General features: G+C 33.0%; 27 protein-coding genes and 1 riboswitch. Of the genes, 23 read left to right on the top strand and 4 right to left on the bottom strand.

The window, feature by feature from the left end:
• The first annotated feature begins 12 nt into the window (after positions 1-12).
• The 8 genes from Q0975_RS08130 (at position 13) to Q0975_RS08095 (ending at position 5,827) form a co-directional block, all read left to right on the top strand.
• Entirely contained in the window at positions 13-297 is a 285-nt protein-coding gene (locus Q0975_RS08130) for a GxxExxY protein (RefSeq protein WP_366888531.1), read from the top strand.
• Between the two features lie 100 nt (positions 298-397).
• Positions 398-658: a thiamine-binding protein gene (locus Q0975_RS08125; RefSeq protein WP_299435166.1), complete on the top strand. Its 261-nt coding sequence runs from the start codon at positions 398-400 to the stop codon at positions 656-658.
• Entirely contained in the window at positions 642-1,274 is a 633-nt protein-coding gene (gene pnuC / locus Q0975_RS08120; protein WP_299435165.1) for a nicotinamide riboside transporter PnuC, read from the top strand. The genes Q0975_RS08125 and pnuC overlap by 17 nt, the downstream gene beginning before the upstream one ends.
• Positions 1,235-1,798 carry an ATP-binding protein gene (locus Q0975_RS08115; RefSeq protein WP_299435163.1) on the top strand — a complete coding sequence of 188 codons (564 nt, stop codon included), beginning with the start codon at positions 1,235-1,237 and terminating at the stop codon, positions 1,796-1,798. Before pnuC ends, Q0975_RS08115 begins: the two co-directional genes overlap by 40 nt.
• A 1-nt stretch (position 1,799) precedes the next feature.
• Positions 1,800-3,365: a DUF4301 family protein gene (locus Q0975_RS08110; protein ID WP_299435162.1), complete on the top strand. Its 1,566-nt coding sequence runs from the start codon at positions 1,800-1,802 to the stop codon at positions 3,363-3,365.
• Positions 3,362-3,763: an alternative ribosome rescue aminoacyl-tRNA hydrolase ArfB gene (arfB, locus tag Q0975_RS08105; protein ID WP_299435160.1), complete on the top strand. Its 402-nt coding sequence runs from the start codon at positions 3,362-3,364 to the stop codon at positions 3,761-3,763. Before Q0975_RS08110 ends, arfB begins: the two co-directional genes overlap by 4 nt.
• 212 nt (positions 3,764-3,975) lie before the next feature.
• On the top strand, positions 3,976-4,290 hold the full coding sequence (locus tag Q0975_RS08100; RefSeq protein WP_299435159.1) for a hypothetical protein: 315 nt from the start codon (positions 3,976-3,978) through the stop codon (positions 4,288-4,290).
• Positions 4,291-4,474: 184 nt separating this feature from the next.
• Positions 4,475-5,827 (top strand): sigma-54 dependent transcriptional regulator, encoded by a 1,353-nt coding sequence (locus Q0975_RS08095; RefSeq protein ID WP_299435158.1) that lies wholly within the window; start codon positions 4,475-4,477, stop codon positions 5,825-5,827.
• Here the strand turns inward: Q0975_RS08095 and Q0975_RS08090 are convergent.
• On the bottom strand, positions 5,824-8,265 hold the full coding sequence (locus Q0975_RS08090) for a hybrid sensor histidine kinase/response regulator (protein WP_299435156.1): 2,442 nt from the start codon (positions 8,263-8,265) through the stop codon (positions 5,824-5,826). The genes Q0975_RS08095 and Q0975_RS08090 overlap by 4 nt on opposite strands.
• A 324-nt stretch (positions 8,266-8,589) precedes the next feature.
• Between Q0975_RS08090 and Q0975_RS08085 the strand changes: the two genes are divergently transcribed.
• The 10 genes from Q0975_RS08085 (at position 8,590) to Q0975_RS08040 (ending at position 18,582) form a co-directional block, all read left to right on the top strand.
• Positions 8,590-10,773 carry a TonB-dependent receptor gene (locus Q0975_RS08085; RefSeq protein WP_299435155.1) on the top strand — a complete coding sequence of 728 codons (2,184 nt, stop codon included), beginning with the start codon at positions 8,590-8,592 and terminating at the stop codon, positions 10,771-10,773.
• A 62-nt stretch (positions 10,774-10,835) separates the two neighbouring features.
• Positions 10,836-10,931, top strand: a riboswitch (TPP riboswitch).
• Between the two features lie 78 nt (positions 10,932-11,009).
• Positions 11,010-11,210, top strand: coding sequence for a sulfur carrier protein ThiS (thiS, locus tag Q0975_RS08080; RefSeq protein ID WP_299435153.1), 201 nt, complete (start codon positions 11,010-11,012; stop codon positions 11,208-11,210).
• A gap of 68 nt (positions 11,211-11,278) precedes the next feature.
• Positions 11,279-13,138 (top strand): phosphomethylpyrimidine synthase ThiC, encoded by a 1,860-nt coding sequence (thiC, locus tag Q0975_RS08075; RefSeq protein ID WP_299435151.1) that lies wholly within the window; start codon positions 11,279-11,281, stop codon positions 13,136-13,138.
• Positions 13,139-13,163: 25 nt separating this feature from the next.
• Complete coding sequence (locus Q0975_RS08070) at positions 13,164-13,772, top strand: thiamine phosphate synthase (RefSeq protein ID WP_299435150.1); 609 nt, start codon at positions 13,164-13,166, stop codon at positions 13,770-13,772.
• Between the two features lie 7 nt (positions 13,773-13,779).
• The gene (locus Q0975_RS08065) at positions 13,780-14,568 is read left to right on the top strand and encodes a bifunctional hydroxymethylpyrimidine kinase/phosphomethylpyrimidine kinase (protein WP_299435149.1); all 789 of its coding nucleotides are present in this window, start codon (positions 13,780-13,782) and stop codon (positions 14,566-14,568) included.
• An 8-nt stretch (positions 14,569-14,576) separates the two neighbouring features.
• Positions 14,577-15,155 carry a thiamine phosphate synthase gene (locus Q0975_RS08060; protein WP_299435147.1) on the top strand — a complete coding sequence of 193 codons (579 nt, stop codon included), beginning with the start codon at positions 14,577-14,579 and terminating at the stop codon, positions 15,153-15,155.
• Positions 15,156-15,163: 8 nt separating this feature from the next.
• On the top strand, positions 15,164-15,937 hold the full coding sequence (locus tag Q0975_RS08055) for a thiazole synthase (protein WP_299435146.1): 774 nt from the start codon (positions 15,164-15,166) through the stop codon (positions 15,935-15,937).
• 61 nt (positions 15,938-15,998) lie between these two features.
• The gene (locus tag Q0975_RS08050) at positions 15,999-16,349 is read left to right on the top strand and encodes a four helix bundle protein (protein ID WP_299435145.1); all 351 of its coding nucleotides are present in this window, start codon (positions 15,999-16,001) and stop codon (positions 16,347-16,349) included.
• Positions 16,349-17,488: a 2-iminoacetate synthase ThiH gene (gene thiH, locus Q0975_RS08045; protein ID WP_299435144.1), complete on the top strand. Its 1,140-nt coding sequence runs from the start codon at positions 16,349-16,351 to the stop codon at positions 17,486-17,488. The genes Q0975_RS08050 and thiH overlap by 1 nt, the downstream gene beginning before the upstream one ends.
• Positions 17,489-17,520: 32 nt before the next feature.
• On the top strand, positions 17,521-18,582 hold the full coding sequence (locus Q0975_RS08040; protein ID WP_299435143.1) for a HesA/MoeB/ThiF family protein: 1,062 nt from the start codon (positions 17,521-17,523) through the stop codon (positions 18,580-18,582).
• Here Q0975_RS08040 and Q0975_RS08035 read toward each other — a convergent pair.
• Entirely contained in the window at positions 18,579-19,013 is a 435-nt protein-coding gene (locus Q0975_RS08035) for a hypothetical protein (RefSeq protein WP_299435142.1), read from the bottom strand. The genes Q0975_RS08040 and Q0975_RS08035 overlap by 4 nt on opposite strands.
• A gap of 166 nt (positions 19,014-19,179) precedes the next feature.
• On the opposite strand from Q0975_RS08035, the gene greA reads away from it, so the two are divergent.
• The 3 genes from greA (at position 19,180) to Q0975_RS08020 (ending at position 20,585) form a co-directional block, all read left to right on the top strand.
• Entirely contained in the window at positions 19,180-19,656 is a 477-nt protein-coding gene (gene greA, locus Q0975_RS08030) for a transcription elongation factor GreA (protein ID WP_299435141.1), read from the top strand.
• A gap of 120 nt (positions 19,657-19,776) precedes the next feature.
• Complete coding sequence (locus Q0975_RS08025; protein ID WP_299435139.1) at positions 19,777-20,166, top strand: HIT family protein; 390 nt, start codon at positions 19,777-19,779, stop codon at positions 20,164-20,166.
• 2 nt (positions 20,167-20,168) lie between these two features.
• Positions 20,169-20,585, top strand: a complete 417-nt coding sequence (locus Q0975_RS08020; protein WP_299435138.1) for an acyl-CoA thioesterase — start codon at positions 20,169-20,171, stop codon at positions 20,583-20,585.
• 104 nt (positions 20,586-20,689) lie between these two features.
• Here the strand turns inward: Q0975_RS08020 and Q0975_RS08015 are convergent, their stop codons facing one another.
• Together Q0975_RS08015 and Q0975_RS08010 are read right to left on the bottom strand one after the other, a co-directional pair.
• The gene (locus Q0975_RS08015) at positions 20,690-21,049 is read right to left on the bottom strand and encodes a hypothetical protein (protein WP_299435136.1); all 360 of its coding nucleotides are present in this window, start codon (positions 21,047-21,049) and stop codon (positions 20,690-20,692) included.
• A 37-nt stretch (positions 21,050-21,086) separates the two neighbouring features.
• Positions 21,087-22,304 (bottom strand): HAMP domain-containing sensor histidine kinase, encoded by a 1,218-nt coding sequence (locus Q0975_RS08010; RefSeq protein ID WP_299435134.1) that lies wholly within the window; start codon positions 22,302-22,304, stop codon positions 21,087-21,089.
• Positions 22,305-22,439: 135 nt separating this feature from the next.
• Between Q0975_RS08010 and Q0975_RS08005 the strand changes: the two genes are divergently transcribed.
• Together Q0975_RS08005 and Q0975_RS08000 are read left to right on the top strand one after the other, a co-directional pair.
• Positions 22,440-23,315, top strand: a complete 876-nt coding sequence (locus tag Q0975_RS08005; RefSeq protein WP_299435132.1) for a flavin reductase family protein — start codon at positions 22,440-22,442, stop codon at positions 23,313-23,315.
• A gap of 9 nt (positions 23,316-23,324) precedes the next feature.
• The gene (locus Q0975_RS08000; RefSeq protein WP_299435130.1) at positions 23,325-23,699 is read left to right on the top strand and encodes a DUF3127 domain-containing protein; all 375 of its coding nucleotides are present in this window, start codon (positions 23,325-23,327) and stop codon (positions 23,697-23,699) included.
• The last annotated feature ends 230 nt before the right edge of the window (positions 23,700-23,929 follow it).

Raw genomic sequence — 23,929 nt, 5'->3', positions numbered from 1 at the left:
AGATTTTTAGAAATTGTTTATGGAGATGCATTAGAGTACGAATTTAATGCAAGAGGCATTCCCTTTGAAAGAGAAAAGAGATATGATGTTAACTATAAAGATATTGTTTTGAAACATCATTTTTATGCTGATTTTGTGGTTTATGACAAAATTATTCTGGAAATTAAATCTGTGAAATACACACATGAAGCTCATATAGCGCAATGTCTAAATTATTTAAAAGTTTCAGGAAATAAATTAGCGATTCTTGCTAATTTCGAATCTGAAAGATTAGATTATCAAAGGATTGTTTTATGACAATCTGAAACTTAGTTTTTGGATGTTATATAAGAACTAATTATGCAAACAATAATAAAGTTATAAAAAACATTCGTGTATTCGTGGCAAATAAATAAATATGCAAATATCAGTAGAATTAACACTTACACCTTTACAAAGTGATTTCGAAGAGCACATAATTAGATTTATTAAAAGGTTACGTGCTTCAGAGTTTGAGATTTTAGAAAATCCATTAAGTACTCAGGTATATGGAGAGTATGATAAGGTGATGCCGTTTCTGACAGAAGAAATTAAGCAAGCTTTCGGAGATATGGAGCATGTCTTAGTGTACATGAAAATGGTAAAAAGCAATAGAAGTGATTATGAGCCAAATTTTTGATTTTTTGTTTGGACAGTATGCAGAATATTCTACACTTGATATTTCTTTAGAAATTATTGCTGTATTGTTTGGAATAACAAGCGTTTTTTTTGCCTGGTTTAATAAAATATGGGTGTATCCCACTGGTATAGTAAGCACATCGATTTATGTGTATTTACTTTTAAAATGGTCCTTGTTAGGGGATATGATGATCAATGCGTATTATTTTATAATGAGTATCTATGGTTGGTATGTTTGGACTAGAAAAGTTGATGAAACGCATACAACTCCTATTTCTAGAACAAATTCTAAAGAAAAGATAATTGAATTAATGATTTTTGTAGGAACATTAATTTTTGTTTATATCGTTTATAAAACTTTTGATAAATGGAATGATTGGACTGCTTATGTAGATACGTTCACCACTGCAGTATTTTTTGTTGGTATGTGGTTGATGGCGAGAAGGAAAATTGAAAATTGGATTTTTTGGATAATAGGTGATATTATTTCAATTCCCTTGTACTTTTATAAAGGATTTACATTTACCAGTTTTCAGTATTTAATCTTTACAATTATGGCAATTTTTGGATATTTAGCATGGAAGAAAAGCTTAAACAAACCCCTAGTAATTGCATAAAAATAGTATTGTTTGGTCCGGAATCAACAGGTAAAACAACATTGTCTAAGCAATTGGCAGAACACTATGAAGGCTCTTGGGTACCAGAATATATGCGGGAATACCTTCAGTCAAAGTGGGATGTTACCAAAGAAGTTTGTACTTATGAAGATTTGATCCCAATCGCTGAAGGACAAATGAAGTTAGAAAACGAATTTGCTAAAAAATCAGATAAAATACTATTTTGCGACACTAATCTTCTTGAAATAGAAGTGTATTCTGAAGCATATTATAATGGATCGGTACCGGAAGTGATACGTAAATTTTCATTAGAAAACACCTATGATTTGTATCTTTTGACTTATATTGACACACCTTGGGTTCCTGATGACCTAAGAGATAAACCACATCAGAGAGAAGAAATGTTTTTGCGTTTTAAAGAATCTCTGGAAAAATATAATTGTAATTATATTACCCTAAAAGGAGATTCAGAATCTCGTTTTAAAAAAGCTAAAAATATCATTGACCAACTAATACAGGAGTAAAGTGAATATTACGGATAAAGATATTAAACTGATTACATCAAAAGGATTAACTGTTGAGAAAATATTATCTCAGATAGAAACATTTAAAAATGAAATTCCTTTTGTGGCTTTAAGAAGTCCAGCTACTTTGGATAATGGAATTTTAAGATTTTCTGAGCATTATCAAACCGAGTTAACAAAGCTGTATGAATCGAGATCTTCGGATCTAGATACCACTAAGTTTGTTCCAGCTTCTGGAGCCGCTACTAGGATGTTCAAAGAATTATTTAAATTTTTGGATAATTATGAATATCAAAAAGAAAGTTTGAATTCATATACGAATCACGAAAAGGCAAATGCAATAAGGCTCTTTTTGATCGGGCTAGAAAAATTTCCTTTTTATGATATTGTAATGCAAAAAGTTAAAAGCTCATATCCTAATTTCGAATCTTTGTCAGAAGGAAGGCAACTTCATATTTTTGTAGAAATGATGCTGAAAGAAAAGGGATTGAATTTTGGAGCATACCCAAAAGGATTATTACCTTTTCATAAGTATACCAATAGTATATCGACTTCTTTTGAAGAACATTTGTTTGAGGCGGCTGGGTATAATAAAAATGTCAAAGGTGATTCCAAACTACATTTTACTATTTCTAAAGAGCATTTGGATGCATTTAAAGATGAATTTGAAAGAATAAAGAAAAAAGTAGAAGCAGAAACAAATACTAATTTCATAATTACATATTCTTTTCAGAAACCAGAAACAGATACTATAGCTGTGGATAAAAATAATGATCCATTTAGAACAGAAGATGGATCACTATTATTTAGACCAGGTGGACATGGTGCGTTAATTCAAAATTTAAATGATCTAGATTCAGACATTATATATATTAAAAATATTGATAATGTAGTAGTGCGTAAATATCAGGATGAGGTATCTGGATATAAAAAGATATTGGCAGGTAAATTAATTGAGATTCAGGATGAAGCGTTTAGGGTTTTAAACGCTATTGATAAAAAGGTTCCAACGGAAGCAGAATTAAAGGATATTAAGAAGTTTTTGGTAGAACAGCTTAATGTGAGATTGCCTTTGGATTTTGATAAGTTTTCAGAAAAGTATAAACTTCAATTTTTAAAAGAATCATTAAACAGGCCTATTAGAGTGTGTGGTATGGTAATCAATGAAGGAGAACCTGGAGGAGGTCCTTTTTGGATAAAAAGAGAAAATGGAAGATTGATTTTACAGATAATAGAAACACCACAGATAAATATAAAGGATAATAGACAACGAGATATTTTGAAAAGTGCCACTCATTTTAACCCTGTAGATCTCGTTTGCGGTGTTCGTGATTACAAAGGGAATAAATTTAATTTACTTGATTTTGTTGATCCTGATGCAGGTTTTATAACAACAAAGTCTCTTAATGGTCAAGTGCTTAAAGCTTTAGAGTTACCAGGATTGTGGAATGGGGCAATGGCAAATTGGATTAGTGTTTTTGTAGAAGTTCCGTTGACCACATTTAATCCAGTAAAAACAGTCAATGATTTATTAAAGTCCGCGCATCAAGTAAGACTTTTTTCATGAATATTTCTGTTATTATAAGTGAATTAAAATTCAAAGCGATTCGAAGTTCAGGCGCTGGAGGACAGCATGTAAATAAAGTATCATCTAAAGTGGAACTTAGTTTTAATCTAACCGATTCTCAAGGAATTACTGATGAAGAAAGGTTACGAATTAGCAATAAGTTGAAGTCACGAATTACTAAATCAGGAGAACTCATTTTACAATGCGGTGATACAAGAAGTCAACACAAAAATAAAGAGTTTGTAATTAGTAGGTTTTTGGATATCTTAAAAGCAAGCCTGTATATTCCTAAGCCAAGAAAAGCGTCTAAACCCTCTAAATCTTCTATTAGAAAACGATTAGATAGTAAAAAAAGACAGGCATTAAAAAAATCCAATCGCAAAAAACCTCTAGAGTAACCATTTCTGTAAACATAAGTGTGTAAAATTTCTACACTTTTGTGTGGATTCTACAGCTTTCTACAGTTTTTGAATCCTTGGGACTGTATTTAAAACGCTTAAAATCAAGTGTTTAATTTTTTTTTAGACAGTTTTGTTTTTTGGAACAATTATTCCTCTATATATAATCGTAAAATAGTTTTTACAATTATAATCAAATGAAAAATTTACAAATGATCATCGCTATAGTAGTTAGTATTATATCAGCACAAGGAGTGATTGCACAAGATGAGCTGGCTGAAAATGATGGATGGGAGTTTATGGATTATGAATATGAACTACAGGAATATACTCAGATTGAAATTGTAGAATTGCCGATGAGTATTCAAGATGCGGCAGCAAGAGATTTTGAAAACTTACGTATATACAAAGCATATATTTCAAAGGATAATACTTATAAAATTATTCTTAAAGGTAAAGATAACTATACAAAAGTTGTATTTGCAAGCGCTAATGGCGAATGGATAAAGCCAGACGACAAATCTTAAATCTAGGGGTAGAAAAGGATATCGTTTTGCAACCAAAAGACGATATAAAGTTGTTTAGTGCTAAAAAGAGACCCAATCCCAAGGGTCTCTTTTTTATTTTTTACGTTTCTTTGATGTTAGAGAATAATTAAATGTTTTTAATGTTTAATTTTATAGAATACATTTAGAATTAAATGATATCAATATGTCCAAATTACTAATAGTTGAAGATGATGTAGCTTTCTGCACGATGCTTAAGACTTTTTTGCAAAAAAAAGGATATGAGGTGTCTACTTCGTTTTCTGGTAATGAAGCCGTTTTACAGATCCAAGAGAATATATTTGATATTGTACTTACAGATGTAAGATTACCAGATAGAGATGGTATCACTTTGTTAGAAGATATTAGAGTCAAAAATCCTAAGACCCAAGTAGTAATTATGACGGGTTATGCAGAGATAAATATGGCCGTTAGCGCTATCAAACAAGGTGCTTTTGACTATGTTTCTAAACCATTTAATCCTGATAGGATACTTCAGATTATCGAAAAAGCGTTAAAAGTTCATGTTGATGAACCTGAACCAAATCAGAAGAAAGTAGCTAGGAAAGATGAAGAGATTACTCCTTCAAACAATTCTTTTGTAAAGGGCATAAGCGATGCTTCTAAAAAATTGAATGAATATGTTGCTTTAGTGGCTCCGACTAGAATGTCCGTGCTTGTTATTGGTGATAGCGGTACGGGAAAAGAGTATGTGGCTAGTAGTATCCATAAGACTAGCAAAAGAGCAGATAAACCTTTTGTTCCGGTTGATTGCGGAGCGATTCCTAAAGAAATTGCATCAAGTGAGTTTTTTGGTCATATTAAAGGATCTTTTACTGGAGCAGTAAACGATAAAGTAGGTCATTTTGAAGCTGCTAATGGTGGAACGTTGTTTTTGGATGAAATAGGTAATCTTAGTTATGAATTGCAAGTTCAACTACTGAGAGCATTGCAAGAAAGAAAAATTAAACCCGTAGGTAGTAATAAAGAAATAGAAGTTGATATCCGTGTTATTGCAGCTACAAACGAAGATCTCAGTAATGCAGTAAAAGAAGGAGAGTTTAGAGAGGATTTATACCATAGGCTAAATGAGTTTTCAATAAAAGTACCACCACTAAAGGATAGAATTGAAGATTTGATGTTGTTTGCAAATTATTTTTTAGAAGAATCTAATGAGGAGTTGGATAAGCATGTGGTTGGTTTTGCTGATGAAGTATTAGATACATTTAAGAAATACGATTGGCCAGGAAATCTAAGAGAGTTAAAAAATATTGTAAAAAGATCGGTATTGCTTTCCCAGAATGATATGATTACTATGGATGTGTTGCCTAATGATGTTGCCTATGCTTCTCATAATGCTAAACAAACTTATGGTTTATTTAAGAATCAAAACGAACAAGAATTAATTTTGGATGCTTTAGAGAAAGCAAACGGTAATAAGGCAAAGGCGGCGCGGATGCTAGATATAGATCGAAAGACACTTTATAATAAGTTAAAACAATATGACATAAGTCTTTAGTTTTTAACTTTTAGCTTATCTATTAAATCTTCTATTTTATACACTCCTTCTTCTGTAAGTGCAAGGATTTCTTTAGAGTTCAGTTCGTAATTATCCTGATGTTCTAAGGTATCCAAAATTGGTACAATCTCTTTTGCTTTTATTTGCTTAAACATCGGCAGCATTTTATGAGCAAGCCTTTTAATCTGTTCGAAATCTTGATTATTAATGGCGGATTTTAGCTCCGCTATATGATCAACTGTACTATTACAAAAAGTTTCTAAAATAGCATAAAGCGATTCTGTGTCTCCTTGAGCAAAAAGCATCAGGTCACTTAAAGAGTAGTTAGCTTCTTTATCGTGATCAGATATAGCGTTTTCTTGATCAAGATCGACAGCATCGATTTTTAAAATACTTGCGATCAAATCAATCAAAGCCTGTGGAGCATACGGTTTTCGGAGACTTCCTGAAAAACCAGCTTTTTCGTACTCTGATGCAGAGGTATCTGTTCTACCTGATAAGGCAATAATTGGCAAGTCTGAATAACTTGGATTATTTTGAATGTTCTTTAGAAGTTCAAATCCATCCATTTTGGGCATTTGTATGTCCGTAAGAATTAGATCATAATTGTTTTTCTTTAAAAGCTCTAAAGCGTCTAAACCATTTTCGCAGATATCATATGATAAGCTGATCAAGGATACAACTTCACTGGTTAAATCTAATTGGCTAAGGTCGTCATCCACAATAAGAGCTTTTTTATTGGTGAAATGTTGAATTTCTACGGGTTCATTTTCTTCCTCAGGAATTTGCGTTTTGGCAAGCTTAATAGGAATACAAAAACTAAAATCACTTCCTTTTTCAAGTTCACTTTCTAGCTTGATTTTACCATCAAGAAGCTTGATTATTTTTTTAGTAATAGCTAATCCTAGGCCAAAACCACCATACTTTTTTTCAGTATCATCATCTCCTTGAGAGAATTCTTCAAAAATATATTTCTGTTGCTCTTTTGTTATTCCAATACCAGTGTCCTTTACAGAAATGATAAGCTCCTTTTCGGCAAGACCATTCTGTGTAATTTTACTATCAATTGTTATGGATCCTTGATCCGTAAATTTGTAAGCGTTATTCAATAAATTAGTGAGTACTTGTTTAATTCTAAAAGGATCTCCTAAATACCTCTTGTTAAGCTCTTTGTCTGAATTTGTAAAGATTTCTAAATTCTTATTATCATTTACAGGAATAACACTTGTAATAGTATTCTCGATTAGTTTTTTAGGAGAAAACGGTAATTCTTCAATCACCATTCTACCCGCTTCAAGTTTAGATAAATCGAGGAGGTCGTTTACTAAATGTAGAATATAATCGGATGATTTTTTAAGATGACCCAAATAATGTTTTTGCTTGTTATTTAAGCCTGTTTTTTCTAACAAATCAGAATATCCGATTACAGTATTTAAAGGGGAACGTAGATCGTGCGTTACAGTATTAATTAGGGATTCTCTGGTTTTTAAAAGGGATTCTTTGTACGTTTTTTCCGCTTCTAATTCGTTTCTGTACTTTTGACTCTTGGATACATCTTTAGTAATTAGAAAGAGAAATAGGATTGCAATTAATAAGCTTATAGCAGTGATAATAATGATGAACCTAGCAGTTCCGTCAAGAATATTATTGGATCGTTCTAGTTTTGCTACATATTCTTTTCTTTCACTATCCTCTATTGCGGCCATTAAATCACGAAGTTGCTTGGTGATAATTTGATCGTTTTTTAAGAGCTTATTCTCTCGAGCTGTAATCTGACGCTCGTATCTCCTGTCTTTTTCTTCTACCTCTATTAATACTTTGTAAAAATGATTGGCAACGGAATCTAGTGTTTGATTGGTAAGTCTTTCTTGGTTGTCTTCTTTAGACCAGTCAATTAGTTTTTTAACAAGTCTTTTTGTAGCAGGATTCTGTTTTTTAATATTTTTAATCCGTTTATCTAGATCAAGATAATTACCATATTCTTTACTAGATTTCTTAAGTTGATCAATTACATTTTCTTTTAAACCTTTTTGTTTTCGCTGTTCGTATATAGCAATAAGTTTCTCGAAATTTTTGTTCTTACTATCAATAAGTATTTTGATGCTATCTATTTTATTAGATTGAAATTCATCGAAAGACATTCCTCCCACCTGGTCAATGGTTGTGATGATAGAATCAATCTTTATTTTGTATGCTTCAAATTTTTCGGTATCTGAAGTCTGAATTATATTCCTGGTTAAACTTTCCGTCTCATATAGTCCAGTTATTGCTTCTCCGACAAGTACTAACTTTTCATTATTATCATTTTTGATTTTCGTAATTTCAGAGTAATTACGAAACTGTCTATAGATAATCCAGAAGGCAATAACCGCAAGAACAATTGCCAAAGTATAGCCGGCAATTATTTTTAACGTAATAGAACGTTTTGTGTTTTTCATAGTATACTAACTTCAAAAAAACTGAAGCATTGTTTTTAAACAGAATAAAGTTACGATAAATGAATTAAACATAGTATTTTTGGGGCAAAATCTCAAAGGGGTGCCGAAACCTGAAAATTATTTTTAGGGCGAAGCTGAGATCATACCCGATGAACCTGGGCAGGTAATGCTGCCAAGGGACAGCCGAAAGCTAATATCTCTATTTTGATGTATTAGTTACTATAGGGGAATAGTAAGTAGTATTGTGTATAGTCAGTACATTTTATAAATTTAATTTTTAACATTAGAGTAATTACCCCTTTTATTCGTAATAATTTTTTACGAATGAAAAACGTATTATTTTGTTTTACTATTTTTTTGTTGAGTATAAGCGTATCTGCTCAAGAAAAGCAAAAAGATTCTATAACTGATGGAATCGAAAAACTGGACGAAGTTCTAGTAAAATCTGTTCGTGTAGAAGCAGATTCACCAATTACTCATTCCAATCTATCTAAAAAAGAATTAGCTACTCGTAATTTAGGGCAAGACATTCCGATTTTATTAAATTATTTGCCAGGAGTTGTGACTACTACCGATGCAGGAGCAGGAGTTGGATATACCTACATTCGTGTAAGAGGAAGTGATGCTTCTAGAGTTAATGTGACTTTAAATGGTATTCCATTTAATGATGCAGAGAGTCAGGGAACGTTTTGGGTAAATTTACCGGATTTTGCATCTTCAATAGAGAATTTACAGCTTCAGCGAGGAGTTGGAACTTCAACCAATGGTTCTGGAGCCTTCGGAGCAAGTTTGAATTTATTGACTGATGCTGTTTCAGAAACAGCAAATGGAGAAATTTCTAATTCATTTGGTTCCTTTGGAACAAGAAGACATAATCTTAAATTTAGTACAGGATTGCTAAACGACCATATAGAGATTGCAGGTCGTTTATCTGCGATTGCATCAGATGGATATATCGACAGAGCTTCGTCTGACCTTAAATCTTATTTTTTACAAGGTTCTTATGTGGATGATAATACATTGATTAAAGCAGTAGCTTTTGGAGGACATGAAATTACGTATCAATCTTGGTTTGGGATTGATCAAGCAACTTTAGATAGTGATCGTACTTTTAATCCTGCAGGTCAATATACTGATGAGAATGGAGATACTCGTTTTTATGATAATGAAGTAGATAATTATAAGCAGGATCACTATCAATTGCATTGGAACCAAAAGTATAACAACAATTGGTCTACAAACTTGGGACTTAACTATACCTATGGTAGAGGGTTTTTTGAGCAGTATAAAGAAGATGAAGATTTTGCGGATTATGATTTTACTCCAATTGTTTTGGGTGGAGAGACAATTAATACTACAGACTTAATTCGTCGTAGATGGTTGGATAATGATTTTTACGTGGTAAATGCTTCTGCGAATTACAAAAACAACAATCTAGATGTAGATTTTGGTGCATTTTATAGCCATTATGATGGAGATCATTTTGGAGAAGTGATTTGGGCTCAAAATGCTGGAGGATCAGAGATTAGAGATAATTATTATTTTGGTAACGGACAGAAAAACGAATTCACAATTTTTGGAAAAACTACCTATAGAGTTAATGATAAATGGAATGCATTTCTAGATCTACAAGGCCGTTTTGTAGGTTATGAAACTTCAGGATTAACATCAGACCGTGTTCCTTTAGAAGTTGATGAGAGCTATGATTTTTTTAATCCAAAATTAGGAGCGACCTATCAGATCAATAACGCGCATCAATTGTATGCATCATATGCAAGAGCTAATAGAGAGCCAAGAAGGAGTGATTTTGAAAATGGCATTAATACCGCAGAAAGATTAAATGATATAGAATTAGGTTGGAGATTTAATAAAAAAAGAACCATTGTAAATGCTAATGTATACTATATGTGGTATAAGGATCAGTTAGTACTTACTGGAGCATTGGATGATGTAGGAGCACCCATAAGAGCTACTAGTGGAGAAAGCTTTCGTCTTGGGGTTGAAATTGATGCAGATATTACAATCACAGATAAATTTATAGTAAAACCTAATATAGCAATAAGTACTAATAAAAATAAAGATTTTGTTACTTCTAGAGATGGTAGCTTAGTAAATCTGGGAAATACAAATATTTCCTATTCTCCGAATATTGTAGCAGGTAATATGTTTATTTATCAACCCGTTAAAAATCTTCAACTAGGATTTCTTTCTAAATTTGTGGGAGAGCAATATATGGGGAATATAGATAGTGAAACATCTAAATTAGATAGTTTCTTTATCAATGATTTGAATGTAGTTTATGAAATTAAAAATATTCCTGTTTTTAAATCTATTGTACTAACCGGTTTGGTAAATAACATTTTTGACACGAAATATGTGTCGAATGGGTATTTTTTCACCTTTGATGATGATTTTACAAACCCAGGAACAGTAACTACAGTTGAAGGAGCAGGTTTTTACCCACAAGCAGGAATTAACTTCTTAATTGGAGCGACGTTAAAATTTTAGTAAATATCTCATAAAAACTGTAGTATTTTCTGCAGTTTTTATGAGTTTCATTACCTTTATAACATAAACTTTAGGGGTGTCTCCAAAAAGGAGTCTGAGAAATACCCTTTGAACCTGATGCAGTTAATACTGACGAAGGGAAAAGTTAATATCATTTCTTATATAAGTTATAAGAATTTGATGTTTCTTCTCAAAATAGGTCTTTACCTAAAGTTTATGGATTTAAATCTAAATAGATGACCATAAACGTTAATAATCAAATTTACTCTATTTCAGAAAATTGTTCAATAGAAAAACTATTGGAGCAATTAGGTATTGTTACTAACGGAATTGCAATAGCTATTAATAATGAAATTATTACTAAAGAAAATTGGAATCAGAAGGTCGTTAGAGAACATGATATTGTTACAATTATACAAGCTACACAAGGAGGTTAAAATATGATTATTTAAAATTCACAAAATAAAAATCAAGATAACAAAGAGTCTTTCAAAATTTACTATCTATGAAGAAAAAAGATACTGCGCCACAAGGAAATACAATTACAACAAAACCATTTCCTAGTTCTAAAAAAATATACGTATCAGGAACGATTCATCCACAGCTTAATGTGGCAATGAGAGAAATAGCATTGGATGATACACTGGATAGTTTTACGGGCAAGAAAATACCGAATCAGCCTATAACAGTTTATGATACGAGCGGGCCTTATACCGATCCCGCTAAAACAATAAATGTTCATAATGGTATAGAACCTATTAGAGAACAATGGGTGTTAGATCGTGGTGATGTGGAGGAGTTGGATAGTTTTTCTTCAGAATATTGTAACCAACGATTAAATGATACTTCCCTAGATCATTTGCGATTTAACCATTTGCGTAAACCAAAGAGAGCAAAATCAGGAAAAAATGTTTCACAAATGTATTATGCGAAACAAGGAATTATTACTCCAGAAATGGAATATGTTGCAATCCGAGAAAATCAAAAAATACAAGAAGCAAAGCGATTAGCTAAGCAACATCCAGGTCAAGATTTTGGAGCTAGTATACCTGAAGTAATTACAGCAGAGTTTGTAAGAGAAGAAGTAGCTAGAGGAAGAGCCGTAATACCATCTAATATTAATCACCCTGAAGCTGAACCCATGATTTTGGGGCGTAATTTTTTAGTGAAAATAAATGCCAATATTGGTAATTCAGCAACTACTTCAAGTATAGAAGAAGAAGTAGAAAAAGCAGTTTGGGCCTGTCGTTGGGGAGCAGATAATATTATGGATCTATCAACGGGAAAGAATATTCATGAAACCCGAGAGTGGATTATCCGTAATTCTCCAGTACCAATCGGGACCGTTCCTATTTACCAAGCATTAGAAAAAGTAAATGGTAAAGCAGAAGATCTAACATGGGAAATATTTAGAGATACATTAATAGAACAAGCAGAGCAAGGAGTAGATTATTTCACAATTCATGCAGGAGTACGCTTAGCGTATGTTCCTATGACTGCAAAAAGAATTACCGGAATTGTTTCTAGAGGAGGATCCATTATGGCAAAATGGTGTTTAGCGCATCATAAAGAAAGTTTCTTGTATACACATTTCGAGGATATTTGTGAGATTATGAAATCTTATGATGTAGCATTTTCTTTAGGAGACGGATTACGTCCAGGATGTATTGCAGATGCTAATGATGAAGCACAGTTTGCAGAATTAGAAACCTTGGGTGAATTAACGAAAATCGCTTGGAAACATGATGTGCAAACTTTTATAGAGGGACCAGGTCATGTACCGATGCATATGATTAAGGCTAATATGGACAAGCAATTAGAGGCTTGCGGAGAGGCTCCTTTTTATACGTTAGGACCCTTAACAACAGATATTGCTCCAGGATATGATCATATTACTTCAGGAATTGGTGCTGCAATGATTGGTTGGTATGGTACTGCTATGCTGTGTTATGTGACGCCAAAAGAACATTTGGGATTACCAAACAAAGAAGATGTTCGCGTTGGTGTAATTACTTATAAATTGGCAGCACATGCTGCGGATTTGGCAAAAGGACATCCAGGAGCACAACATAGAGATGATGCATTGAGTAAGGCCAGGTTTGAATTTCGTTGGCAAGATCAATTCAATTTGGCATTGGATCCTGAAAGAGCTAGAGAATATCATGATGAAACGTTACCAGCTGAGGGGGCAAAAATAGCGCATTTTTGTAGTATGTGTGGCCCAAAATTTTGTTCAATGAAGATTTCGCAAGAGGTGCGTGATTATGCAGCGAAGAAAGAAATCGAAGATCAAAAAGCTATAGAAGAAGGTATGCAAGAAAAAGCGGAAGAGTTTAAAGAAAAAGGAAGTGAAGTGTATCTTTAGCAATTAAACATTAGATATTGAAAAAATGATAATTGTACTTACCTCAGAAAAACTAGTATCCGATGAAGCAGATCAGATTAATGAATTGTTCAGTGCTGGTTTACAAATATTACATCTTCGTAAACCAACATTTACGATCGATGGATATCGTTCGTTATTGGATCAAATAGAAACAAAGTATCATAATAGAATCATGATACACGAATTTCCGGAACTGACTCAGGAATATGGATTGCGAGGAATACATTTACAAGAACAAGCTCGAATAGATTTAGAAGATGCATTAGAAGTAACTATTCAGATCTATAGGAATAAGGGTTTCTCGGTGACAAGTTCTTTTCATTCTAAATCAGCTATTATAGAGTGCCCTGCTGATTTTGAATATGTTTTATTAAGTCCTGTTTTTGGGTCAATTTCTAAAGCGGGTTATGAAGGGAAAGGATTCGATGTAAATGATCTGAATCATATTGTTATTGGAATGGGAGGGATTAATGAGTCTACATTACAAAAAACCTATGATTTAGGATTTAAAGGAGTTGGGGTTTTAGGAGGTGTTTGGAATACTGAAGATCCTATAGATAGCTTTTTAAAAATAAAGGAAACCAATAATCAAGTAGTAAAAGGTTTAAACTAACGTGTAAATGCAAAATCGCCCCTATATACTCACAATAGCAGGTTTTGATCCATCTTCTGGAGCTGGAGTAACAGCTGATGTTAAAACTTTTGAAGCTTTAACATGTTATGGGTTTGCTGTCTGTACAGGAAATACAATTCAGAATGATACAGATTTTGAGGAGTGTCATTGGATCGATATAGAGATTATAAAAAAGCAAATAAAAATTTTGTTTAAAAAGTTCTCTATTGATTATGTGAAAATTGGAATTGTCAAGGATTGGAAAGCTTTAGAAGAAATTGTAGGCTTTTTGATTGAGCAAAATTCAACTGTTAAAATAATTTTGGATCCTGTGTTAAAATCGAGTTCTAATTTTGATTTCCATTCTTCAAATACCAGTTCGAATGATCCCGATTTAAATCGAGTTAATATCGAAAACCACTTTGAGGGAGTATTGAAGAAAATCTACTTATTAACTCCCAATTATGATGAAATAGAGAAGCTTTATACAGATAAAACCATAGAAGAAACAATTAGGCATGTTGGTAGTAAAACTAATCTTTTGTTAAAAGGAGGACACCGAAAGAAAAAGGTAGGGAAAGATGAATTATTTACCAGAGAAGGAGGATATTTTGTGTTGAATCCAAAAAATAAAAATATAACAGAAAAGCACGGAAGCGGTTGTGTATTATCATCAGCCATAACTGCTCAATTAGCACTAGGATTTCCTATATTAAAAGCTTGCTATAGAGCAAAGCGATATACTGAGAAAGTTTTAAGCTCTAATAAAACTCTGTTGGGATATCATAGAATATAATTAAGAATATGATGCGATTACAATATATATCACAAGGAAACACTCCTGAAGAACATTTGATAAATATCGGAGAGGTCTGCGAAGCTGGTTGTAGATGGATTCAGCTAAGACTTAAAGATGTTGACTTAGCTGTTTATTTAGAAACAGCAATAAAATGTAGAGAAGTTTGCGATCAGTATGGTGCTATTATGATTGTAAATGATCAAGTAAGTATTGCGCAAGCATCTCAAGCAGATGGCGTTCATTTAGAGTTAAGCGATATAAGCTCTAAAGAAGCTAGAGCTATTTTGGGCGATAATTTTATTATAGGTGGAACAGCTAATACAATTCAAGATTGTTTAAAACATATAGAGAATGGAGTTGATTATATAGGATTAGAAGGATATCAGAAAGTTATTTCAGAATTGAATATTAATAATATTAGTATTCCGATAGTTGTGGTTGGTGGAATAGAGAAAAACGATATCCCCCAAATTTTGGAAAAAGGGATTAATGGAATTGCAGTATCTGAAATGTTAACGGATCACGATGACTTAGAAAAAAGAATAAGCGATATAACAAAGCTTATAGCTGTAACTGAAAGCTAAAAAGAACAATGGATATATTAAAAATTGCAGATAGAGAGTTTTCCTCTAGATTGTTTACGGGAACAGGAAAATTTAGTTCATCTAAGGTAATGAAAGAAGCATTAATTGTTTCTGAGAGTGAGTTGATTACTGTGGCACTTAAGCGTGTTGATGTAGAGAATGAGAATGATGATATTTTAAATCATTTAGATCACCCTAGAATTAATTTATTACCCAATACTTCGGGTGTGAGAGATGCTAAGGAAGCTGTTTTTGCAGCTCAATTAGCTAGAGAAGCTCTAGAAACAAATTGGATTAAATTAGAGATTCATCCAGACCCTAAATATTTATTGCCAGATCCGATTGAAACCTTAAAAGCTGCTTCGGAACTTGTAAAACTTGGTTTTGTAGTGATGCCGTACATACATGCTGATCCTGTTTTGTGTAAACGATTAGAAGAGGTAGGTGCGCAATGCGTAATGCCTTTAGGAGCACCAATAGGAAGTAATAAAGGTTTAAAAACAATAGATTTCCTAGAGATAATCATAGATCAGAGTAATGTTCCTGTAATTGTTGATGCTGGTATCGGTAGTCCATCTCACGCATCGCATGCAATGGAAATAGGTGCGGATGCTGTGTTAGTGAATACTGCTATAGCAGTATCCCAGCAACCGGTGGAGATGGCAAATGCATTTAGAATGGCTGTAGAAGCTGGTAGAATTGCTTATAATGCAAAGTTAGCACCAGTAAAACGATATGCAGAAGCAAGCAGTCCTTTAACAAGTTTTTTAATTGAAGGTTAAAAAGGTTACGGGTATCAGCTTTGAGTAGCTGTGTAGTTATGAAAAAAGTAAGAGCTTAGGAATGAGGAATTTTAAAGAATTAAAAGTTTGGGAGAAAAGTCACAAGCTATGTTTGTCAATTTATGATGTTACTAATGGGTTTCCCAATGAAGAAAAGTTTGGAGTTATATCACAAATTAGAAGAGCTTCTTCCTCTGTTCCAACAAATATTTCCGAAGGTTGCGGATACGATTCTAGTAAAGAATTTGCGAGGTACTTGAGAATCGCTTCTGGATCAATTTCAGAAGTAGAATACCTCTTGATTTTATCGAAAGATCTAAATTATATAAATGAAAAACAAGCTTCAGATTTGCTAAATCAGGCAATACAAATAAGAAAAATGTTGTTCAACTTAGTAAAAGCAATTGTATAATGTTTGATACCAAATACCTCATACCGGATACCAGTTTTAAACACATATTTGATCAATATAATTGGGATAATACGCTATTTGATATACTAGGTAAAACTGATCAAGATGTTCTAAGCGCATTAAATACTTCTAAAAGAGAGATGGAAGATTTTAAAGCTTTGATTTCTCCTGCAGCTAAACCGTATTTGGAGCAGATGGCTCAAATAAGCTCTGAGATTACTAAGAAACGTTTCGGCAATACTATTCAGATGTATGCTCCGATGTATTTAAGTAATGAATGCCAAAACATTTGTACGTATTGTGGATTTAGTATGACTAATAAAATCCCAAGAAGAACTTTATCAGATGAAGAAATTTTACTAGAAGTAGGTTTTTTGAAAACTAAAGGATATGATCATATTTTATTGGTTACGGGAGAAGCAAATCGAACCGTTGGAGTAGATTATATTAATAATGCCATCAGTTTAATTAGATCTAAGTTCGCTAATATTACCATAGAAGTCCAGCCAATGGATCAATTGGAGTATGAATTATTAATCGATAATGGTTTGTATGCAGTATTAGTATATCAAGAAACATATCATAAAGGAGAATATAAGAAACATCACCCTAAAGGAAGAAAATCCAATTTTGATTATCGATTAGAAACACCGGATCGATTAGGACGTGCGGGGATTCATAAAATAGGATTGGGAGCACTTTTTGGATTGGAAGACTGGAGAGCAGATAGTTTTTTTACAGCATTACACCTTCAATATTTACAGAAAACGTATTGGAAAACAAAGTATTCTATATCATTTCCAAGATTAAGACCGCATAGTGGTGGTTTAGAACCAAAAGTGGAAATGACCGATTCTGATTTGGTTCAGTTAATCTGTGCTTTTCGATTGTTAGATGAAGATGTAGAATTATCCATGTCTACTAGAGAGAGTGAAGTGTTTAGAGAAAATGTTGTAAACCTAGGGATCACATCTATTAGTGCAGAATCAAAAACAAACCCTGGAGGATACATAGTTGAACCAAAATCTTTAGAACAATTTGAGATTTCTGATGAACGTTCTACAGAAGAGGTTGTGACCATGTTAAAATCTAAAGGATTAGAGGTGGTTTGGAAAGATTGGGCTAATAATTGGCAATAAATTGTAATATCTTTATAGGCTAGTTTTGTAATATGCTGAGCAAAGAAGAAAAAATACAATACAACCGTCATCTCATCCTTGATGAAATAGGAGAAGAAGGACAAAATAAACTAGCATCAGCTAAGGTATTAGTTATTGGTGCTGGTGGGTTGGGTTGCCCCATTTTACAGTACCTTACAGCAGCTGGGATTGGTACGATTGGAATTATTGATGATGATGAGGTAGATCAAACCAATCTTCAAAGGCAAATATTATATACAATTGATGACATTGGTAAATCCAAAGCTAAAGTAGCTTCAGAAAAACTATCCAGGTTAAACCCTTTTGTTTTTTTCAAGGTATATGAAGAGAAATTAGATGTTGATAATGCATTAGGCCTTTTCGAAGCATATGATATTATCGTAGATGGAAGCGATAATTTTCCAACACGATATTTAGTAAATGATGCCTGCGTTCTAACCGAGAGACCATTGGTTTTTGGATCAATTTTTAAGTTTCAAGGGCAAGTCTCTGTACTTAATTATAACGATGGTCCTACGTATCGTTGTTTGTTTCCAGATCCACCAGCGCCAGGAGCAGTTCCTAATTGTTCAGATATAGGAGTTTTAGGAGTGCTACCAGGAATTATTGGAAGTTTGCAAGCAAATGAAGTGATTAAAATGATTACCGGTTTAGGTGAGGTACTACGTGGGAAACTACTGTATTTCGATACCTTAACAATGCAACAGCAAATTCTAAACTTCAAAAAAAATAAAGATATAGAAGTTAGTAAATTAGAAGATGATTACGACTTCTTCTGTGGGATAAATTCAAATATTATTGAAGAAATTTCCAATACGGAACTTAAACAAAATCCTGAAAATTATCAAGTTTTAGATGTTAGAACATCAAAGGAACATGAAAATTTTAATATTGGAGGAATACATATTTCACTAAACACTCTTTCAGAAAGAGTGTTAGAATTAAATAATCACAAACCAATTGTAGTTTGCTGCCAATCTGGTCTGAGAAGCAAAAAGGCGATCCAAATTATTACTGAGCAAAGAAAAGATCTTCACCTTATTAATCTGAAAAATGGATTGTCTTCCTATTAGTTAGATATAAATAAAGTATTTCCTTCTCTACTGATTCGATATCTTAGAAGAGGAAACCCGCCTTCTCCTTCTAACTGCTGACCATTTATGATTTCGTAAGCGTTATCATTCCCACAATTTGATTCTGCTCGAATTCCATTTATATTTAGTGCAGAGCAACTGCTAGGGATCATATTAGGATCACTTAACTCAAAAGCAGAATATAGCGTATTGTCCACGTTATAAATGATGACTCCCTTTATGCCTACGCCGTCAATCCGAATCACTTCAGAGTTGCCAGGGAATTTAAGACTATTAAATTGAGGTAAATCTAGATTTATAGTATGATTAAAACTGATAGATGGAAGATTAGGATTGTTAGAACGACCATCATCATTGCTACAAGAAATTATAAGTATTGAAAAGCAAACTATTACTATTATTTTTTTCATTTTTTGTTGAATTAAAAATAAAAATATTCTTTATGAATCTATGCGTATTTTTTTTAAACGACCAAATTAGGTAAAAATGTGATTCGGTATTATTTTTTATTATATTTGTTTATAGTTAAAGTCCCATGGCCATGGGATTTTTTGTATTTATATAAACGATGAAGTTATGAGCAAAGTATCTTATTACACTGCAGAGGGGCTAAAAAAATTAAGAGACGAATTAAATAACCTTAAAGACGTAGAGCGGCCAAAGGCATCACAGGATATCGCGGAAGCTCGTGATAAAGGTGATTTAAGTGAAAATGCTGAGTATGATGCAGCAAAAGAGGCACAAGGATTATTAGAGATGAGAATTTCTAAATTAGAAGAAACCTTGTCGGGAGCACGCTTAATAGATGAGTCTCAATTAGACACCTCAAAAGCATTGATACATTCAACGGTTAAAATTAAAAACCAAACGAATGGAGCGCAGATGACCTATAAATTGGTAGCACAAAGTGAGGCCGATCTTAAAACAGGTAAAATATCCGTAGACTCACCTATCGGTAAAGGACTTTTAGGTAAGAGTGTGGGTGACGTAGCCGAAATTCAAGTTCCTAATGGAATTATGAAATTCGATATAGTAGAAATTACAAGAAAGTAAAATATAGCTTATTATTACGAAAAACCTTTCTTAAAAAAATGAGAAAGGTTTTTTTACGGCCTTTATTTTGACGGAAATACCCTATATTTCGTGTTGATAAACCGACTAAAATTTTAACGAATGTCTACCCTGTTCACTAAAATCATTAATGGCGAGATCCCCTCTTATAAAGTTGCCGAAGATGATAGTTTTTATGCCTTTTTGGATATAAATCCTAATGCCAAAGGACATACCCTATGTATTCCTAAAAAAGAGGAGAATAAAATATTTGATCTCGATGAAGAAACGTATATCGAGCTAATGCGTTTTTCTCGTAAAGTAGCTAAGGCTATAGAAAAATCAATATCGTGTAAGCGTGTTGGTATTGCTGTAGTAGGTCTTGAAGTTCCTCATGTCCATGTGCATCTCATACCACTTAATGATATGAAGGAAATGACATTTCAGCATAAAGTATCGATGACGAGAGATGAGTTTGAGGAATTAGCGGCAAAGATTCAATCGAATTTATAAAAATGAATACTACATCAGAGTTTAAATTGTCCTTACAGCTAAGAATTGATTGGAGCGAGATGGACACATATCAGCATGTGAATAACGTGAATTTCATGAAATACATGCAAAGTGCTCGTGTTCAGTTCTGGGAGGTGTCTGGATTGGCTAAATTACATGCCGAAACTAAAAAAGGACCTATGTTAGTATCAACCAAATGTGATTTTAAGAATCCATTATTTTTTCCGGGAAATGTATTGATTAAAACAAAAGTGGAATTCATAAAGAACTCTAGTTTTGGCTTGTATCACGAATTGTACAATGATGATGGTACATTATGCGCCATTGGTCACGATGTAGCGGTTTGTTTTGATTTTAATATAGATAAAACTTTTAAAATTTCTGATGAATTACGAAAAGTAATGGGTCAATATTTATAAACTTCAGTCTGATCTAGAGACTTTTTATCAAAATCGTTTGGCTACGTCATAGAAATCTGACTGACATAAATTTTCTTACGCCAAACTCGGGTTATAAGAATACGCTATTGTTGAAAAAGTTCAGGATGATTTAGGAAGATATATAATGCCGCTGTTAGGATAATAGCTATAAGTATTAAAAGATAGAATGATCTGGTAAAACGAATACCAGAAGGTATAGAGTTTATTGTTTTTTTATGATAATTATAAACCCTTTCAATATCATCAGTCCAGCGTCCAGGAAAAATTGTGGTTTCACATTTTTTGCAATCCATACTTTCGATAATCTCTCCTCTAGTTTTACTAAAAAACTTGGAAAACTGTCTTCTTTGTTTAAATGATAGTAATAAACTTTCCTTAGAATAACATTCAGGGCAGTTGTTGTTAAGCACAGCTTCTTTTAAAATGATATACTCGGTTTTCACTTTTCTTAATTTAGAATATATAACGTTTAGAAGAGAATTATGTTATAATAGGAGTATCAGATTTGATTAATGTAATCTGAAAAGTAGTACCCTTACCTATTTCAGATCTAAGCACTTTAATTTTTCCGGAATGATAATCTTCAATGATTCTTTTGGCTAACGAAAGTCCAAGTCCCCAGCCTCTAGTTTTAGAGGTGTAGCCAGGTTCAAAAACTTTAGTAAACTTACTTTTAGGAAGCCCTTTTCCGGTATCTTTAATTCTTATAAAAACACGTTTTGAATCATAAGATAGATCAACATTTAAATCTCCTTTACCACGCATGGCATCAATTGCATTTTTCACTAGATTTTCTATGGTCCAACTATACAGTTGAGAATTTAGATGCACAGGAATAGATTCTTCAGGTAAGTTGATAGAGAAATTAATTAATTTAGAACTTCTGGATTGCAAATAAGTATATGCTTCTCTGGTTTCTTGCACAATATCTACTTCTTCTAATTTAGGAATAGATCCTATTTTAGAAAAACGTTCGGTAATTACTTTTAATCTGGAAATGTCTTTTTCTATTTCCACTATGTATTCTGGATTCACGTTTTCTACCTTTAGTATTTCATTCCATCCGACTAAGGAAGAAAGAGGTGTTCCAATCTGATGAGCAGTTTCTTTTGCCATACCTGCCCACAGTTTATTCTGTTCACTAGCTTTAGAGGTGGTAAAAAAGAAATAGATAACACCAATTAATAGAAAAATAATTAATGCAATAGCTATCGGATAGTATTTCAATTTATTTAGAATAGAAGAATTTCCGTAATACACATATTGAACCGAACCTTTTAGGTCCAGAGCAATGGGCTCATTTTCGGATTTCATCCGTTCTAAATAATTTATTAATTCTTTTTCTGTAATATCATCAGGTATATTAAGTGTAGATCCTAAAATATCTATTTTGCCAGAAGATGGATCTCTTCTGGGTTTACCATCAGAATTTGTTATAATCGTAGGAATTGTAGTATTGGTGCTGTTAATTAGATTAGATAGCTCTAGATAATCATCTAAGCTAATATCACTTGATCCATCTATGCCCGAACTGCTTAACGCTTTAAATGATTGCGCCCAAACTTGCGTTTTGATGGTTTCATCTTTTTTTAATCGCTGAAGAAATAAAGAGGTATTCCATAATACAAGACCAGTAATCACAAGAACCGCGAATATTATAAAATAACTAGCTAGATTACGCTCATCAGAAAAATTCATAAAAAGTTGTGTTACTAAATCTTAAATATAAACGTTTTAAAACTAATTTATTGTTTTAATACAAGGTAAGTAAAACCAAACAATAGTGTGTTAAGAGCTCCAAACTTTAATTATCTTTGTGCAATAGATTTGTTTATGTTACGTATAGATCCCTTAGAAGTTTCCACCGGAAAATTACACGGAATGATGCTAGGAGCAATTGGGCCAAGGCCCATCGCTTTTGCAAGTACTATTGATAAAGAAGGTAATCCGAACCTTTCTCCTTTTAGCTTTTTTAATGTTTTTAGTGCCAATCCGCCGATTCTTATTTTTTCACCAGCACGGAGAGTTAGGGATAATACTACTAAACATACGTTGGACAATGCAATAGCTACCAAAGAGGTTGTGATAAATATTGTTAATTATGATATAGTGCAGCAAATGTCTTTATCAAGTACAGAGTATCCTGAAGGAGTAAATGAGTTTGAGAAAGCTGGTTTAACGATGGTAGCTTCAGAGAAAGTAAAAGCTCTTAGAGTTGGTGAAGCTCCAGTGCAATTCGAATGTAAGGTGAATCAGATACTGCCAATGGGCGATGAAGGAGGAGCAGGAAATCTTATTATTTGCGAGGTATTGCTGATGCACGTTAAAAAAGATATATTGGATAGTGATGGTAAAATTGATCAACATAAAATTGATCAGGTCGCTCGTATGGGAGGTAACTGGTATTCAAGAGCTAATATGGGGATGTTCGAAGTGCCAAAACCCTTAAGTACTATAGGTATTGGTATAGATATGTTACCAAAAAGCGTAAAAAACAGCAAGGTGTTAACTGGTAATGACCTTGGTAAGTTAGCAAATGTGGAAAGAATACCCACAAACATAGAGGTAGACGAATTTGTTAATAACAATAGTGATATTAAGGATAAAATTCAGGATGCTAACCTAATAGAAATTCATAAATTTGCACAGCAGTATTTAGATAAGGATGATATTAATACTGCCTGGAATATTTTAGTAGCAATACAATAATTAACAAAGATGGAAGTACAAGGTAAAGTAAAGATGGTCGGTGAGACACAAACTTTTGGAAACAATGGTTTCAGAAAACGTGAGGTAGTGGTTACTACAGAGGAACAATATCCACAGCATATAATGGTAGAGTTTGTTCAGGATAAATGTGATTTATTAAACAGCTTTCAGGTAGGTCAGGATGTAAAGATAAGTATTAATTTACGTGGTCGCGAATGGGTAAATCCTCAGGGAGAGACTAAATATTTTAACTCGATCCAGGGATGGAGAATAGAAAGTGCACAAGCAGCAGCTCCTTCTGCTCCTTCTGCAGTACCACCAGCAGATGCATTTGAACCTGCAACAGATCTTAAAGAAGAAGATCATGATGATTTACCTTTTTAGATAAATCAATACCTATAGATATTATACGGAACCCAGCCAGTAAGGCAGGTTTGTCGAAATATAAAAGCGAAAAGTCCGATACATAAGTATCGGACTTTTCATATTGTGGTTTTAGGTTAACCTTTTAATAAAACTCAAAAAAGCAATGATGAACAAAATTTATCTTAAAAGGTTCTAACAAATATTGCGATTTTTTTGGTCAATTCAAACAACTATTTGATATTTAACGT

It is taken from the genome of uncultured Aquimarina sp., from assembly GCF_947500065.1.
In the GTDB taxonomy this organism is placed as follows: domain Bacteria; phylum Bacteroidota; class Bacteroidia; order Flavobacteriales; family Flavobacteriaceae; genus Aquimarina.
Note: the sequence above shows the minus strand (reverse complement) of the source record. Positions and strands in the feature narration are given on the sequence as shown.

Excerpts from the sequence above, each read along its gene's own strand:
- Q0975_RS08125 (WP_299435166.1), top strand. The coding sequence starts at position 398 with ATGCAAATATCAGTAGAATTAACACTTACACCTTTACAAAGTGATTTC.
- pnuC (WP_299435165.1), top strand. The coding sequence starts at position 642 with ATGAGCCAAATTTTTGATTTTTTGTTTGGACAGTATGCAGAATATTCT.
- Q0975_RS08115 (WP_299435163.1), top strand. The coding sequence starts at position 1,235 with ATGGAAGAAAAGCTTAAACAAACCCCTAGTAATTGCATAAAAATAGTA.
- arfB (WP_299435160.1), top strand. The coding sequence starts at position 3,362 with ATGAATATTTCTGTTATTATAAGTGAATTAAAATTCAAAGCGATTCGA.
- Q0975_RS08100 (WP_299435159.1), top strand. The coding sequence starts at position 3,976 with ATGATCATCGCTATAGTAGTTAGTATTATATCAGCACAAGGAGTGATT.
- Q0975_RS08095 (WP_299435158.1), top strand. The coding sequence starts at position 4,475 with ATGTCCAAATTACTAATAGTTGAAGATGATGTAGCTTTCTGCACGATG.
- Q0975_RS08090 (WP_299435156.1), bottom strand. The coding sequence starts at position 8,265 with ATGAAAAACACAAAACGTTCTATTACGTTAAAAATAATTGCCGGCTAT.
- Q0975_RS08085 (WP_299435155.1), top strand. The coding sequence starts at position 8,590 with ATGAAAAACGTATTATTTTGTTTTACTATTTTTTTGTTGAGTATAAGC.
- thiS (WP_299435153.1), top strand. The coding sequence starts at position 11,010 with ATGACCATAAACGTTAATAATCAAATTTACTCTATTTCAGAAAATTGT.
- thiC (WP_299435151.1), top strand. The coding sequence starts at position 11,279 with ATGAAGAAAAAAGATACTGCGCCACAAGGAAATACAATTACAACAAAA.
- Q0975_RS08070 (WP_299435150.1), top strand. The coding sequence starts at position 13,164 with ATGATAATTGTACTTACCTCAGAAAAACTAGTATCCGATGAAGCAGAT.
- Q0975_RS08065 (WP_299435149.1), top strand. The coding sequence starts at position 13,780 with ATGCAAAATCGCCCCTATATACTCACAATAGCAGGTTTTGATCCATCT.
- Q0975_RS08060 (WP_299435147.1), top strand. The coding sequence starts at position 14,577 with ATGATGCGATTACAATATATATCACAAGGAAACACTCCTGAAGAACAT.
- Q0975_RS08055 (WP_299435146.1), top strand. The coding sequence starts at position 15,164 with ATGGATATATTAAAAATTGCAGATAGAGAGTTTTCCTCTAGATTGTTT.
- Q0975_RS08050 (WP_299435145.1), top strand. The coding sequence starts at position 15,999 with ATGAGGAATTTTAAAGAATTAAAAGTTTGGGAGAAAAGTCACAAGCTA.
- thiH (WP_299435144.1), top strand. The coding sequence starts at position 16,349 with ATGTTTGATACCAAATACCTCATACCGGATACCAGTTTTAAACACATA.
- Q0975_RS08040 (WP_299435143.1), top strand. The coding sequence starts at position 17,521 with ATGCTGAGCAAAGAAGAAAAAATACAATACAACCGTCATCTCATCCTT.
- Q0975_RS08035 (WP_299435142.1), bottom strand. The coding sequence starts at position 19,013 with ATGAAAAAAATAATAGTAATAGTTTGCTTTTCAATACTTATAATTTCT.
- greA (WP_299435141.1), top strand. The coding sequence starts at position 19,180 with ATGAGCAAAGTATCTTATTACACTGCAGAGGGGCTAAAAAAATTAAGA.
- Q0975_RS08025 (WP_299435139.1), top strand. The coding sequence starts at position 19,777 with ATGTCTACCCTGTTCACTAAAATCATTAATGGCGAGATCCCCTCTTAT.
- Q0975_RS08020 (WP_299435138.1), top strand. The coding sequence starts at position 20,169 with ATGAATACTACATCAGAGTTTAAATTGTCCTTACAGCTAAGAATTGAT.
- Q0975_RS08010 (WP_299435134.1), bottom strand. The coding sequence starts at position 22,304 with ATGAATTTTTCTGATGAGCGTAATCTAGCTAGTTATTTTATAATATTC.
- Q0975_RS08005 (WP_299435132.1), top strand. The coding sequence starts at position 22,440 with ATGTTACGTATAGATCCCTTAGAAGTTTCCACCGGAAAATTACACGGA.
- Q0975_RS08000 (WP_299435130.1), top strand. The coding sequence starts at position 23,325 with ATGGAAGTACAAGGTAAAGTAAAGATGGTCGGTGAGACACAAACTTTT.